At 74.4% G+C, this 13,956-nt stretch carries 13 protein-coding genes and 1 riboswitch; of the genes, 4 read left to right on the top strand and 9 right to left on the bottom strand.

Features of this window, described 5'->3' with window-relative positions; genetic code table 11:
* Positions 1 to 109: 109 nt before the first annotated feature.
* The 5 genes from RM555_RS26045 to RM555_RS26025 all read right to left on the bottom strand — a co-directional run bounded on the left by RM555_RS26045 (position 110) and on the right by RM555_RS26025 (position 4,558).
* Positions 110 to 544, bottom strand: a complete 435-nt coding sequence (locus RM555_RS26045) for a helix-turn-helix domain-containing protein (protein WP_121396018.1) — start codon at positions 542 to 544, stop codon at positions 110 to 112.
* Positions 545 to 688: 144 nt separating this feature from the next.
* Positions 689 to 1,276, bottom strand: coding sequence for a CinA family protein (locus RM555_RS26040; RefSeq protein WP_311414215.1), 588 nt, complete (start codon positions 1,274 to 1,276; stop codon positions 689 to 691).
* A gap of 113 nt (positions 1,277 to 1,389) precedes the next feature.
* Complete coding sequence (gene pgsA / locus RM555_RS26035; protein ID WP_207913946.1) at positions 1,390 to 1,983, bottom strand: CDP-diacylglycerol--glycerol-3-phosphate 3-phosphatidyltransferase; 594 nt, start codon at positions 1,981 to 1,983, stop codon at positions 1,390 to 1,392.
* A 77-nt stretch (positions 1,984 to 2,060) separates the two neighbouring features.
* Positions 2,061 to 3,560: a 30S ribosomal protein S12 methylthiotransferase RimO gene (rimO, locus tag RM555_RS26030; protein WP_311414214.1), complete on the bottom strand. Its 1,500-nt coding sequence runs from the start codon at positions 3,558 to 3,560 to the stop codon at positions 2,061 to 2,063.
* 74 nt (positions 3,561 to 3,634) lie between these two features.
* The gene (locus RM555_RS26025; RefSeq protein WP_311414213.1) at positions 3,635 to 4,558 is read right to left on the bottom strand and encodes an ornithine cyclodeaminase family protein; all 924 of its coding nucleotides are present in this window, start codon (positions 4,556 to 4,558) and stop codon (positions 3,635 to 3,637) included.
* An 89-nt stretch (positions 4,559 to 4,647) separates the two neighbouring features.
* A riboswitch (guanidine-III (ykkC-III) riboswitch) is annotated at positions 4,648 to 4,713 on the top strand.
* 64 nt (positions 4,714 to 4,777) lie between these two features.
* Here RM555_RS26025 and RM555_RS26020 point away from each other — a divergent pair.
* Both RM555_RS26020 and RM555_RS26015 read left to right on the top strand, forming a co-directional pair.
* A complete protein-coding gene (locus tag RM555_RS26020; protein WP_132232868.1) occupies positions 4,778 to 5,092 on the top strand; it encodes a DMT family transporter in 315 nt (104 codons plus the stop codon).
* 91 nt (positions 5,093 to 5,183) lie between these two features.
* Positions 5,184 to 5,429 (top strand): hypothetical protein, encoded by a 246-nt coding sequence (locus RM555_RS26015; RefSeq protein ID WP_311414212.1) that lies wholly within the window; start codon positions 5,184 to 5,186, stop codon positions 5,427 to 5,429.
* A 73-nt stretch (positions 5,430 to 5,502) separates the two neighbouring features.
* Here the strand turns inward: RM555_RS26015 and RM555_RS26010 are convergent, their stop codons facing one another.
* A complete protein-coding gene (locus RM555_RS26010) occupies positions 5,503 to 7,953 on the bottom strand; it encodes an FtsK/SpoIIIE family DNA translocase (protein WP_311414211.1) in 2,451 nt (816 codons plus the stop codon).
* 114 nt (positions 7,954 to 8,067) lie between these two features.
* On the opposite strand from RM555_RS26010, the gene RM555_RS26005 reads away from it, so the two are divergent.
* Entirely contained in the window at positions 8,068 to 8,547 is a 480-nt protein-coding gene (locus RM555_RS26005) for a type III secretion system chaperone family protein (protein ID WP_311414210.1), read from the top strand.
* Positions 8,544 to 10,193 (top strand): type III secretion system chaperone family protein, encoded by a 1,650-nt coding sequence (locus tag RM555_RS26000; RefSeq protein ID WP_311414209.1) that lies wholly within the window; start codon positions 8,544 to 8,546, stop codon positions 10,191 to 10,193. The genes RM555_RS26005 and RM555_RS26000 overlap by 4 nt, the downstream gene beginning before the upstream one ends.
* Positions 10,194 to 10,248: 55 nt before the next feature.
* Here RM555_RS26000 and RM555_RS25995 read toward each other — a convergent pair whose 3' ends face one another.
* The 3 genes from RM555_RS25995 to thyX are packed head-to-tail and all read right to left on the bottom strand — an operon-like array spanning position 10,249 to position 13,706.
* Positions 10,249 to 11,937 (bottom strand): ribonuclease J, encoded by a 1,689-nt coding sequence (locus RM555_RS25995; RefSeq protein ID WP_089001472.1) that lies wholly within the window; start codon positions 11,935 to 11,937, stop codon positions 10,249 to 10,251.
* A gap of 52 nt (positions 11,938 to 11,989) precedes the next feature.
* Positions 11,990 to 12,916, bottom strand: coding sequence for a 4-hydroxy-tetrahydrodipicolinate synthase (gene dapA / locus RM555_RS25990; RefSeq protein WP_311414208.1), 927 nt, complete (start codon positions 12,914 to 12,916; stop codon positions 11,990 to 11,992).
* Between the two features lie 46 nt (positions 12,917 to 12,962).
* Entirely contained in the window at positions 12,963 to 13,706 is a 744-nt protein-coding gene (gene thyX, locus RM555_RS25985) for an FAD-dependent thymidylate synthase (protein ID WP_151457408.1), read from the bottom strand.
* Between the last annotated feature and the right edge of the window lie 250 nt (positions 13,707 to 13,956).

The following is a 13,956-nucleotide window of genomic DNA, read 5'->3' as shown; positions in this document are numbered from 1 at the left end:
CGCCACCGGGGCATCCGTACCGGCGAGCGAAGCGAGCGCCGACGCCGTCCGCGATCAAGGGTACGCGGCGGCGTCGAGGCCGACCACGTGGCGAGGGAGAGGGGGTGGGTCAGGCGGCGCAGACCACGTCGCGCTCGCTGCCCCGGACCCGGGAGCTGCGCAGGGTGGCCTTGAGCGGGGAGTCCTGGCGGACCTGGACGGCGACCGTGCCGTCCGAGCTGACCTGGTGGACGCCCCGACCCGTGCTCCTACGCACGGCGACGGGCGCGGCCGGCTCGTCCTGCACCGGCACCAGCACGCCGGGCATCTGCTCGGCGAGGGCGACGGTGTCGCTGACCTCACGCAGCAGCTCGGACAGGCGCGCACCGAGGGCGTCGCAGATCGCGGCCAGCAGCTCGCTGGAGGGCTCCTTCTGGCCGCGTTCGATCTCGGAGAGGTAGCCGAGGCTGACGTTGGCGGCGGAGGAGACCTCGCGCAGGGTGCGGTGCTGCCCCTGCCGGCGCGCCCGCAGTGCGTCACCGATCACGCGGCGTAGCAGGACCATTCGCACCTCCCCCTGAGGGACACCACTCTTCCAGGCGGCCCGTCCGGCACGTCGAGCCGGACCGGTCGTCGGAGCCTTCCCGCAACCGTACCCGTTGCGGGCCCCCACGACATCCCACCCCGCCCCTCGGATCCTGGAAGGCCGTCAGCGGCGACCCGCGCCGGCCGCGTCGGTCCGCCCGCCGTCGGCTCCGGCCGCCCGCCCGTCGGACGCCGCCGCCCCGGCGGCGTCGGTCTCGTGGATCCGCGCGGCGAGCAGCCGCAACGCCTCGACGACCGCGGCCGAGCGGACGTGGTCGCGACCGCCGGCCAGGTCGAGCTGCCGGACCTCGGTGCCGGACGGCCCGGCCACGGCGACGTAGACCAGCCCGACCGGCTTGCCGTCCTGCGGTTCGGGACCGGCCACCCCGGTGGTGGCCAGACCCCAGTCGGCCCCGCAGCGGCGCCGTCCGCCCTCGGCGAGGGCCACCGCCACGTCCGGGTCGACGGGCCCCCGCTCGGCCAGCAGGTCCTCCGGCACGTCGGCGAGCAGCGACTTGAGCTCGGTGGCGTAGACCACCAGGCCGCCCCGGTAGATGCCGCTCACTCCGGCGATCTCCACGATCGAGGCGGCCAGCAGGCCGCCCGTGAGCGACTCGACGGTGGCCAGGGTCTCGTGCCGTTCCGAGAGGCTGTGCACCACGCCGGCCGCCGGGCTTCCGGCCGGCCGCGTTCCCTCAGCGTCACTGTCCATGTCCCGGATCCTTTCCCCGCCCCGTCGGCCCTACTCATCCTTCCCGACGGGCGCGGCTCCGGGCGGGAGAGGGGCGGGGCCGGGCGGGAGAGGACGGGCGGTACGGGCGCCGGTCAGGCGGCGGGGCGGCGCAGCCGGAGGGCCTGCGCGACGTAGTCGAAGCCGGTGACCACCGTGACGCCGACCGCGGCGGCCATGATCCACGGGCCGACGGCGGCGAGCACGGCCGGCATGGGCCACAGGTACCACGTGATGGCCAGGATCTGGAGCGCAGTCTTGATCTTGCCGCCCCGGCTGGCCGCGATCACGCCGTGGCGGATCACCCAGAAGCGCAGCGCGGTGATGCCCAGCTCGCGGACGAGGATCACGGCGGTCACCCACCAGGGCAGCTGGTCGTACCAGGAGAGCAGCAGCAGCGCGGCGCCGGTGAGCGCCTTGTCGGCGATCGGGTCGGCGACCTTGCCCACCGAGGTGACCAGGGCGAACCGGCGGGCGATCCAGCCGTCCACGAGGTCGGTCGCCGAGGCGACGGCGAAGATCAGGCAGGCGACCATCCGCCAGCCGGCGTGGTCCATGGCGGAGGCGACCACGGACGCCGCGAAGACCGGCACCAGGACCAGCCGCAGCGCGGTGAGCGCGTTGGCCGCGTTCATCACCGGCACGCCGGCCACCACCGGCGCGGGCGTCGATTCCGTCGCCCCGGTCACCGCCGCGCCCCGCTCCGGCGGCCGTGGCGTACCTGGCACCCCACCACGTGGCTCCCCCGCTCCGTCCGGGCCCGCCGTCACCGTGTTGCGCCGGGCGCCGCCGAGATCATCTCATCCGGGACCGCCACCAGGTCCACTCCCTCGGTGCTGGTCACCGTCGCCCGCACCAGGTCACCCGGGCGCAGCGCGGCCAGGTCCACCCCGCCGTCGGCCGGGGCGACGAGGGTGGTCGAGCCGTCGACCTCGGGGGCCTGGTGGGCCGCCCGCCCCTCGACCACGCCGTCGTCGACCGAGTCGACCAGCACCTCGACCGTGGAGCCCAGGCGTTCCTCGGCGCGCTGCGAGCAGAGCTCGTCGGCGAGCGCGCTGAGCCTGTCGTAGCGGCGCTTGACCGTGGCGGCGGAGACCTTGCCGGGCAGCCCGGCGGCCTCGGTGCCGTCCTCGTCGCTGTAGTCGAACACACCGATCGCGTCGAGCCGCGCCTCAGTCAGGAACCGGACCAGCTCCTGGTAGTCGCCGCGGGTCTCGCCGGGGAAGCCGACGATGAAGTTGCTCCGCGCGCCCGCGCCCGGGGCTAGCGCGCGGGCGCTCGCCAGCAGCTCCAGGAACCGCTCGGTGGAGCCGAAGCGGCGCATCCGGCGCAGCACCGGCTCGCTGGAGTGCTGGAACGACAGGTCGAAGTAGGGCGCCACGCCGGGCGTGGTGGCGATCGCCTCGACCAGGCCGGGCCGGGTCTCGGCCGGCTGGAGGTAGCTCGCCCGCACCCGGACGATGCCGTCGATCGCGGCGAGCTGGGGCAGCAGCTTCTCCAGCGCCCGGGGGTCGCCCAGGTCCTTGCCGTAGGAGGTGGAGTTCTCGCTGACCAGCACCAGCTCGCGGACGCCGGTCTTGGCCAGCCACTCCGCCTCGGCGAGCAGCTCGTCCGGCGTACGGGAGACGAAGGCGCCGCGGAAGGCGGGGATGGCGCAGAACGCGCAGCGCCGGTCGCAGCCGCTGGCCAGCTTGAGCGAGGCGACCGGGCCGGTGTCGAGCCGGTGGCGCAGCACCTGGCGCAGGTGGGCCGGCGTGTGCTCGTCGGTCTCGGTGACGCCCCGGACCGGGGTGCCGTGGCCGGGCAGCGACACCCCGCTGTCCCGCCGGGAGACGGGGGTGAGGGGCAGCAGCTCGCGCCGGTCGCGCGGGGTGTGCGCGCCGATCCGCTCGCCGGCCACCACCGCGTCCAGCCGGGCGGCGATGTCCGGGTAGTCGTCGAAGCTCAGCACCGCCTGCGCCTCGGGGAGGCTGTCGGCCAGCTCGCGGCCGTACCGCTCGGCCATGCAGCCGGCGGCGACCACCTTGGCGCCGGTGTCGGCGGCGGCCAGCAGGGTCTGGATGGAGTCCTGCTTCGCCTTCTCCACGAAGCCGCACGTGTTCACGACCACCACGTCGGCGCCCTCGCCGTCGGTGGTGACCTGCCAGCCGTCGGCGTGCAGCCGGGCGGCCAGCTCCTCCGAGTCGACCTCGTTGCGGGCACAGCCCAGGGTCAGCAGGGCGACACGGCGGCCGTCGGCGGGGGAAGGGGAGGTGGCAGACACCATCCGAGGGTACCGGGCGCGCGGGCGGCGGCCGCCAACGGCGGGCCGCCCGTACGCTCCCGGCGGCCACGGCCCGCTCAGACCGCCGCCGCGCCCACCCCGACCAGCCGGTCGAGCAGGAAGACCTCCGTGCCGGCCAGGCCGGTCGAGCAGAAGACCGAGACCTGGTCCGCGCCGGTCCGGCCGGGGACGGCGCCGGCCAGCACCGCACCCAGGTCGCGCAACCGCCCGGCGTACGCGGGCAGCGCCGCCAGCATCGGCGGGTCGTACGCGGCCGCCTGCGCCGGCGAGTCGGTGACCAGCAGGTCGGCGACGTCCAGCAGGTCGGTGCCGAACTCGTGCCGGTCGACCTGCTTGAAGCCGACCGTGTTCACGTGGGTGCCGGGGGCCAGGTCGGCGGCGTCGAGCACGGGGCCGACGGCGGTGGTGGCGAGCACCACGACGTCGCGGTCCCGGACGGCGGCCCGCGCCGAGTCCACCGCCCGCGCCGGCACGCCCAGCTCGGCGCGGACCCGGGCGGCGAACGACTCCCGCCGGGCGACGGAGCGGCTGTGCACGGTGACCTCGCGCAGCGGGCGGACGGCGGCGGCGGCCCAGACCTGGGTCCACGCCTGCCCGCCGGAGCCGATCACGCCCAGGGTGGCGGCGTCCGGCCGGGCAAGGGCGTCCACGGCGACCCCGCCGAGCCCGCCGGTACGCCGGGAGCCCAACTCCTCCCCGACCGCCACCGCCCGGACCGCCCCGGTGCGCCCGTCGTGCAGCACGACCACCTGCTCGCTCTCCGGGTGCCCGAACGTGTCGTACGAGCGGTAGCCGTACCACTCTCCGGTGAGGTGGCCGGCGGTGAGCACCATCCGTCCCCCGCCCAGCGGCGCGGCGGCCCGGGGCGGGGCCACCAGGCGGCCGGCGTACGCGGCGAGCAGGGCGTCCCGCATCGCGGCGACCGTGGCGGGGGCGTCCAGCCCGGCGGCGACCTCGGGATCGGAGAAGAGCAGCGACATACCCCGATACTGCAAGTTGAAGCGAGGTTCACGTCAACCCGTGGTGGTCCGGCTCACCCCGGAAGCCGCCCGGCCGGTGCTACCGTCGTTCGTGGCGGCCCCAGGTCGCCCCGGACGAGTGGTGGGCGTACCCGGTCAGGCCAAGACGCCCCGCGTGTGTGTACCGAACCCACTCCTCCCGGCCCGCTGGTCCGGGCGCCTACGCAGAGGTGATCTTCCATGGCCTGGATCGTGCTGGTGGTCTCCGGACTTCTCGAGACCGCGTGGGCGATCGCCCTCGACCGCAGCGCCGGCTTCACCCGGCTCGTCCCGTCGCTGGTCTTCGTGGTGACCCTGGTGCTCAGCATGGCCGGCCTGGCGTACGCGCTGCGCGAGATCCCGGTCGGCACCGGCTACGTCGTCTGGGTCGGCATCGGGGCGGTCGGCACCGCCCTGGTCGGGATGCTCGCGCTGAACGAGCCGGCCAGCCTGCCCCGGATAGCCTGCCTGCTGCTGGTGGTCGCCGGCGTCGTCGGCCTGAAGGTCTTCCACTGAGCGGCGTCCACAGGGGCGAGGCGTGACGGACGACCACAGTGGGTAGAGCTGTGCCTGGCACCGGAAAAGGCTCTCACCCACGGAGGCAGACATGGCCAACATGCACTCGACCGCCCGCCCGCGCACCAACGCCGCCCGCATCTGCACCATCGTGGGCTTCGTGTTCGCGGTCCTCGCGCTCCTGCTCAACCCGCTCATCTTCGGCGTGATCGGGCTGGTCCTGGGCATCGTCGGCGCCGTGCTCGGTGACAAGCCGCTCGGCTGGTACGCCGCCGCCGCCAACGTGGCCGCCATCGTGATCAGCCTGCTGATCATCAACGCGTTCGTCAACAACTGACCCACCGCTCCCCCAGCGGAGACCGGGCCCGCCGGCGTGCCGGCGGGCCCGTCGCGTGTGTGGCCGGGGGTTCCTAGTCCTCGCCGCCGCGCAGGCCGACCAGGACCTCCTCCAGCTCGTCCGGCTTGACCAGCACGTCCCGGGCCTTGGACCCCTCCGACGGGCCGACCACGCCCCGGGTCTCCATGAGGTCCATCAGCCGCCCCGCCTTGGCGAAGCCGACCCGCAGCTTGCGCTGGAGCATCGAGGTCGAGCCGAACTGCGAGGTGACCACCAGCTCGACCGCCTGCACCAGCAGGTCGAGGTCGTCGCCGATCTCCTCGTCGATCTTCTTCTTGCCGGCGTCCGGCGCGACGAGCACGTCCGGGCGGAACTCCGGCTCGCGCTGGTCCTTGCAGAACTTCACCACGTCGGCGATCTCGCGCTCGGTCACCCAGGCGCCCTGGATCCGGATCGGCTTCGAGGCGCCCATCGGCAGGAACAGGCCGTCGCCGCGGCCCAGCAGCTTCTCCGCGCCCGGCTGGTCGAGGATGACCCGCGAGTCCGCCAGCGAGGAGGTGGCGAACGCCAGGCGGGACGGCACGTTGGCCTTGATCAGGCCGGTGACCACGTCGACCGACGGGCGTTGGGTGGCCAGCACCAGGTGGATGCCGGCCGCGCGGGCGAGCTGGGTGATCCGGACGACCGAGTCCTCCACGTCGCGCGGAGCGACCATCATCAGGTCGGCCAGCTCGTCCACGATCACCAGCAGGTACGGGTACGGGCGCATCTCCCGCTCGCTGCCCGGCGGCGCCTTGATCTCGCCGTTGCGCACCTTGCGGTTGAAGTCGTCGATGTGCCGGACCCCGTTGGCGGCGAGGTCGTCGTAGCGCATGTCCATCTCGCGCACGACCCACTCCAGCGAGTCGGCCGCCTTCTTCGCGTTGGTCACGATCGGGGTGACCAGGTGCGGAATGCCCTCGTAGCCCGTCATCTCGACCCGCTTCGGGTCGATCAGCAGCAGCCGCACCTCGTCCGGCGTGGCCCGGGTGAGGATGGACACCAGCAGCGAGTTCAGGCAGGACGACTTGCCCGCGCCCGTCGCGCCGGCGATCAGGATGTGCGGCATCTTGGCGAGGTTGGCCACCACGTAGCCGCCCTCGATGTCCTTGCCCAGCGCCACCACCATCGGGTGGTGGTCGCTGGTGGCGGCTCGCGACCGCAGCACGTCGCCGAGCGCCACGTTCTCCGGGTCGGTGTTCGGGATCTCCACCCCGACCGCGCTCTTGCCCGGGATCGGGCTGAGGATCCGCACGTCCGGCGACTTCACCGCGTACGCGATGTTGCGGGAGAGCTGGGTGATCCGCTCGACCTTGACGCCCGGGCCCAGCTCCACCTCGTAGCGGGTGACGGTCGGCCCGCGGGTGAACCCGGTGACGGCCGCGTCCACACCGAACTGCTCGAAGACGCCGGTGAGCGCGACGATCACCTCGTCGTTGGCCTTGCTCCGGGACTTCGGGGCCGCGCCGCTGCCGAGGATGTTCGCGGGCGGCAGCGTGTAGTCGCCCGCCAGCCCGGTCAGCGCGAGCTGCTCGGCCCGCGTCGGGGCGGGCGAGTGCTCCGGCGGCTCCGCCGGCCTGCGGGTGGCCGGAACGCGGCCCGGAGGCTTGCGGGGCAGCACCAGGGTCTCCTGGAGGTCCACCCCGTCGAGGTCGTCGTCGAACTCCGCCGGGTCGGGCGGCGGCGGGGCCGCCCGCTTCGCCGCGCGCTTGCGGGGCGTCGGCCGGGCGGGCTCCTCGTCCGTCTCCTCCACCGCCACCGGCGGGGCGATCCGGGTGCCGAACAGCAGGCCGAGCCGCTCCGGGACCTTGTTGATCGGGGTCGCGGTGACCACCAGCAGGCCGAAGACCAGCAGCAGGATCAGCAGCGGCACGGCCACCCAGGCGGTGACCGCCCGCTCCATCAGGCTGCCGACGCCGGCGCCGACCAGACCGCCGGCGAAGTCGCGTTGGCCCGCGTCGGCCGGGTCCTGTCCGATGTGCAGCATCGCGGCGGTGGCGACCAGCATCGAGGTCCAGCCGACCAGGCCCCGGCCGCGGTGCTCGGGATCGACGGGCTCGCGCATCAACCGCCAGGCGCCGATCATCAGCAGCACCGGCACCACGACCGAGATCGCCCCGAGGAAGAGGCGGAAGGTGTCGGCCAGCCGCGCGCCGACCGGGCCGGCGCCGGAGAACCAGAGGGCCACCGCGCTGAGCAGGGCGAGGCCGAAGACCAGCAGGCCCGCGCCGTCGCGGCGCTGCTCCGGGTCGAGCCCCCGGGCGGAGCCGGCCTGCCGGAACGCCCAGCCGAGGCCGTGCGCCATCCCCATCCACAGTGCGCGGACCGCCTGCCCGACCATCGGACCCGGGCCGGACCGGGCCGCCGGCCGCCGCCGGGCCGCCGCGCGGGCGGTCTTCTTCGCCGGCTGACGGGCACGACTGTTCGTGGTGCCACGCGGCGACGCGCCGCGCCGCCGGCTCGCCTGAGAGGTACGGCCCGCCATAGCATCAACCTAATGGCGTGACCCGGCAGATCGCCGCCTTTCCGGGTCGTGTCCGCGTGTCGCAGCGCGGGCCCCGCCGCGTCACGTGATATCTGCCTCAGAAGGGTTGCCCCCATGTCGTCGCCGGGAACCGAGGACGGTCGGGACGGCCACCTGGCCGGGCACCCGGGGGCGCTGGAACCGCTGACCGGCGAGCTGATCGCCGCCGTGCTGCACAGCCGGGGATACCGGGTCCAGGCCGACGCCGACGGCGACCTGGTCGGCCGCTGGGACGACAGCCTGATCTGGTTCCTGCGCCCCGGCGCCAACGGCGAGCTGCTCCAGGTCCGCACCCTGACCGCGCCGGCGTTCCCCATCGAGTACGTGCCGGCGCTGCACGCCTTCTGCAACGCGTGGAACCACGACCGGCTCTGGCCGAAGGCCTTCGTGCACGTCGAGGACGACGGGCGGGCCCGGATCTGCGGCGAGGTCATCACCGACCTGGAACGCGGCGTCACCGCGCACCAGCTCGACCAGTTGCTCGACTGTGGCATCGCCACCGGCTGTCAACTCGCCACCGAGGTGGCCCGGCTGCCCGGCGGGGTGGTGGCGTGACGGGCCGCGGCGGGGACCTGGCCGGTCGCGGCCTCGACCCGTTCGGGCTGCCCGGCTGGTGGAGCGGGCTGCGGCGCGGGGGCCGGGGGCCGGACCCGGCGCTGGCCGGCGCGCTCGCCGACGCCCGCGACACCCCCGACGGCGAGGCCCGCAGCACCGAGCTGGAACGGATCGCGGCCCACGCCGACGCCACGGGCGACGACCGGACGGCGCTGGCGGCCCGGTTCGCGCTCATCGAGGCGTACCTCCTGCACGGGCAGCGGTGGCGGCTGGTCGAGCCGGTGCGCCGCTGCCTCGCCACGGTGGAGCGCCGCCCCGACCTGCTGGCGGCAGACCAGGCCGAGCCGCTGCGGCGCTACCGGCGGTACGCGGTCGAGGCACTGCTCGGCTCGCCCCGCGTCGGGCTGGACCAGGCCCGGGCCATGCTGGACGACCTCGCCGCGCGCGCCGCCGACGACCCGGCGGTGGTCGCCGAGCTGCGCTGCCGCATCGCCGACCATCTCGGCGACGAGCCCACCGCCCGGCGGTGGTACGAGCACTGGTCGACGGCCGATCCGGGGCCGGTCGGTGGCTGCCCGGACTGCGCGGCGGCCCGACGGGCGGAACTGCTCGCCGGCTGGGGCGACCACCGGGCCGCGCTGGCCGCCCTGCCGGACTCCCCGCACGGCGGCGTCGACTGCACCGAGCAGCCGGAGCGGACGCTGGTCGCCGGGCTGCTGTCCTGGCTACGGACCGGGGAGCCCGAGCGGGCGGCCGAGGCGCACGTGCGGGCGTACCGGCGGCACCGGCGGGAGCGGGCCGCCTTCCCGCTGCTCGCGACGCACCTGCGGTGGTGTGCGCTGGCCGGGCATCCCGCCCGGGGCGTCGACGTCCTCGCCGAGCAGTTGCCCCGGCTGGACCGGCCGCACGACGACCTGTCCGCGATGGAGTTCGCCGCCGCCGGGGCGCTGGTCTGCGCCCTCGCCGTGGAGGCGGGGCTCGGCGGGCGGACGGTGCACCGCCCGGCGTACGGGGTGCGGCCGGCCGCCGAGCTCGACGTGGCCACGCTGGGCGCCACCCTGCTCGGGGTGGCCACCGCGCTGGCCGGCAGCTTCGACGCCCGCAACGGCACCGGCCATCAGTCCGGCCGGATCGCGTCCTGGCTGGCCGAACGGCCGGCCGCCGCACCGGTGCCCCTGCCGCCCGACGACGCCGCGGACGACGCCGCCGACGACCCGCCCGACGACGACCCGCCCGACGAGGAGCCGCGCCCGCTGAGCCTGGCGATGATCACCGCCGAGCTGGACCGGCGCGGGGACCGGTACGCGGTGGACGACCGTGGCGCCGTCACGGGCCGGTGGGGCGAGGCGCTGATCCAGTTCCGGCAGGCCGGCGAGCGGGGCGAGATCCTCCAGGCCCGGTCCGTGGCGAACCGCCGGCTGCCGGCCGACCGGCTCGCGGAGGCGTACGCCTTCTGCAACGCCTGGAACCACGACCGGCTGCTGCCGAAGGCGTACGTGCACGAGCGGGAGGGCGAGCTGCTGCTGGCCGGTCACGTCGCCACCGACCTGGCGCACGGGGTGGCCCCGGCCCAGCTCACGGTCCTGCTCGACGCGGCCGTGGACACCGGCGTCGCGTACGCCGAGGCGGTCGCCGCCCTGCCCTGAGCCGACGACGCCCGCCGGCACACGGGGTGCGGGCGGGCGTCGCGGCGGCGCGGGGTCAGACCTCGACGACGGTGGGGACGATCATGGGCCGACGGCGGTACGCGTCGTTCACCCACCGTCCCACGGTGCGCCGGACGATCTGCTGGAGCTGGTGCGGGTCGGTGATGCCGTCGGAGGCCGCCCGGTTCAGGGCCTCGGTGACCAGCGGGATCACCGGGCTGAACGCCTCCGGGTCCTCGGAGAAACCCTTCGCCGACAGGGTCGGGCCGCCCACCACCTTGCCGGTCACCGAGTCGACCACCACGGTGGTGGCGATGAATCCGCCGTCGCCGAGGATCCGGCGCTCCGTGAGCAGCGACTCGCTGACGTCGCCGACGGCGAGGCCGTCGACGTAGACGTAGCGGCTCTTCACGTGCCCGACCAGGCTCGCCCGGCCCTCGACGAGGTCGACGACGTCGCCGTCCTCGCAGAGCACCACCCGGTCGGGGGCGACGCCGGACTCGATGCCGAGGCGGGCGTGCGCGCGCAGGTGCCGCCACTCGCCGTGCACCGGCATCAGGTTGCTGGGACGGACCACGTTGAGCAGGTAGAGCAGCTCGCCGGCGGGGGCGTGGCCCGAGACGTGCACCTTGGCCACGTCCTTGTGCACCACCACGGCGCCCGCCCGGGCCAGCCGGTTGATCACCCGGTAGACCGAGGTCTCGTTCCCGGGCACCAGCGAGGAGGCGAGCACCACGGTGTCGCCGGGGGCGATGGTGATGTGCCGGTGGTCGCCGCTGGCCATCCGGCCCAGGGCGCTCATCGGCTCGCCCTGCGAACCGGTGGACATCAGCACGATCTGCTCGGGCGGCATGTTCGTCGCCTCTTCCAGCCCGACGACCAGCCCGGCCGGGATGTTGAGCAGCCCCAGGTCGCGGGCGATGCCCATGTTGCGGACCATGGACCGGCCGATGAGGGCGACCTTGCGGCCGTGCTCGGCGGCGGAGTCGAACACCTGCTGCACCCGGTGCACGTGCGAGGCGAAGGACGCGACGATGATCCGCCCCTTGGCCTTCGCGAAGATCGAGTCGAGCACCGGCCCGATCTCCCGCTCGGGGGTGACGAAGCCGGGGATCTCCGCGTTGGTGGAGTCCGAGAGCAGCAGGTCCACGCCCTCGGCGCCGAGCCGGGCGAACCCGGCCAGGTCGGTGATCCGGCCGTCCAGCGGGAGCTGGTCCATCTTGAAGTCGCCGGTGTGCAGCACCAGGCCGGCCGGCGTGCGGATGGCCACCGCGAGCGCGTCGGGGATCGAGTGGTTGACCGCGAAGAACTCGCACTCGAACGGGCCGAGCCGCTCCCGGCCGCCCTCCCGCACGGTCAGCGTGTAGGGCTGGATCCGCCGCTCGGCCAGCTTCGCCTCGACCAGGGCGAGGGTGAACTGGGAGCCGACCAGCGGGATGTCGGGCTTGTGCGCGAGCAGGTAGGGCACCGCGCCGATGTGGTCCTCGTGGCCGTGGGTCAGCACGATCGCCTGGACGTCGTCGAGCCGGTCCAGGATCGGACCGAAGTCGGGCAGGATCAGGTCGACCCCGGGCTGCTCCACGTCGGGGAAGAGCACCCCGCAGTCGACCACCAGCAGCTTGCCGTCGTACTCGAAGACGGTCATGTTGCGACCGATGGCGCCGAGCCCGCCGAGCGGGATGATCCGCAGCCCACCCTCCGGCAGCGGCGGGGGCAGTTCCGTCTCGAAGTGCGCCTCGGTCACGCGTCCACCTCATTCTGCGACGCCGTCACTCGGCGTCCGTCGTGTCGTTCGGTCATTCGGGCAGTTCCAGGCCCGCCGCCGCGCTGTCCGCGCGGAGCTGGGCGATCTCGTCGTCGGTCGCCTCGACCAGCGGCAGACGCACCGGCCCGGCGGGCTTCCCGGCGGCCGCCAGGCCCGCCTTCACCAGGATCACGCCCTGGGTACGGAAGATGCCGGTGAACAGCGGCAGCAGCCGCCGGTGCAGGCTCAGCGCGGTGGCGGTGTCCCCCGCGTCGTACGCCTCGATCATCTGCTTGGTGAGGGCGCCGGTGAAGTGGGTCGAGGTGCCGACCACGCCCACGCCGCCCACGGCCAGCGCGGGCAGGGTGAGCGCGTCCTCGCCGCTGTAGAAGGCGAGGTTCGTCCGGCTGGTGACCCAGCTCGTGGCGGTCAGGTCGCCCTTGGCGTCCTTCACCGCGACGATCCGGGCGTGTTCGGCCAGGCGCACCATCGTCTCGGTGTCGATCGGCACACCCGCCCGGTGCGGGATGTCGTAGAGCATCACCGGCAGCCCGGTGGCGTCCGCGACGGCGGTGAAGTGCCGCAGCAGGCCGCTCTGCGGCGGCTTGTTGTAGTAGGGCGTGACCACGAGCAGGCCGTGCGCGCCCGCCTTCTCGGCGGCCGTGGAGAGCTCGATGGTGTGCCGGGTGTCGTTGGTGCCGACCCCGGCCACGACCTTGGCGCGGTCACCGACGGCCTCCACCACGGCCCGGATCAGCTGTTCCTTCTCGGCCTCGGTGGTGGTCGGGGATTCGCCGGTGGTGCCGTTGACCACCAGCGCGTCGTTGCCCTGCTCGTCGACCAGGTAGCTGGCGAGCCGCGCGGCGCCGTCGAGGTCGAGCGAGCCGTCGGCGGTGAACGGGGTCACCATGGCCGTGAGGACTCGCCCGAAGGGGCGGGACACCGCCCGGGCGGGCGTGTCAGGGTGGTCGTGCGTCATGCCACCAACCTAGCGGACGACCACCGGCGCCCCGCCGGGGAAGCCCTCAGGACAGCTCGGCGTGCGGGCTCGCCGCGACCTCGGTGCCGTCGGGCAGGGCCGAGATGACGAAGTCGGCGAAGACGTTCGGGGCGACGCCCTGGAGCTGCCGCAGGCACTCCACCGCCAGCTCACGGATCTCCACGTCGGCGTGCTCCGTCGCGCGCATGGCGATGAAGTGCCGCCAGGCCCGGTAGTTGCCGGTGACCACGATGCGCGTCTCGGTGGCGTTGGGCAGCACCGCGCGGGCCGCCTGCCGGGCCTGCTTGCGCCGCAGTGTGGCGTTCTCCACGTCGGCGAAGCGCCGCTCCAGCCCCTCCAGCAGCTCGTTGTACGCGCGCACGCTCGCCTCGGCCGCCTCCACGAACTTCTTGTGCAGCTCCGGGTCGTCGGCGATCACCGAGGGCTCGACCATGGCGGCGTCGCGCTCCGGCACGTACCGCTGGGAGAGCTGCGAGTACGAGAAGTGCCGGTGCCGGATCAGCTCGTGGGTGAACGAGCGGGAGACCCCGCTGAAGTAGAAGCTGACCGAGCCGTGCTCCAGCACGCTCAGGTGGCCGACCTCCAGGATGTGCGCGAGGTAGCCGGCGTTGGTGGCGGTGGCCGGGTTCGGCTTCTTCCAGCTCTGGTAGCAGGCCCGGCCGGCGAACTCCGCGAGCGCCTGGCCGCCCTCGGCGTCGGTCGACCACGGCACGTCGTCGGGGGCCTCGAAGTGCGTCCACGCGACGAGCTTGACCTGGGGCTGCACCATCTCCGGCATTCCTGGGACTGTAATGGCCCGGCGGTCGCGGGGAAAAGCCGGGCTCGCCGGCCGAACGGTCGTTGAGCTGCGGATTGTGGCTGGGCACGGGTCCACCCGGGCCGGCGGGTGTCCAATATCTCGGCGCTCGGCACGCCGCGCTGCGGTGAACGGGCGCCTCACGCCGGGCCGGGCGTGGCGTGGCGTGGGCGGGCGGGGCGCGGGCGGGCGGGGCGCGGGCGGGCTGGGCGCGGGCGGGCGG

It is taken from the genome of Micromonospora reichwaldensis (assembly GCF_031845925.1).
GTDB lineage: Bacteria > Actinomycetota > Actinomycetes > Mycobacteriales > Micromonosporaceae > Micromonospora > Micromonospora reichwaldensis.
Note: the sequence above shows the minus strand (reverse complement) of the source record. Positions and strands in the feature narration are given on the sequence as shown.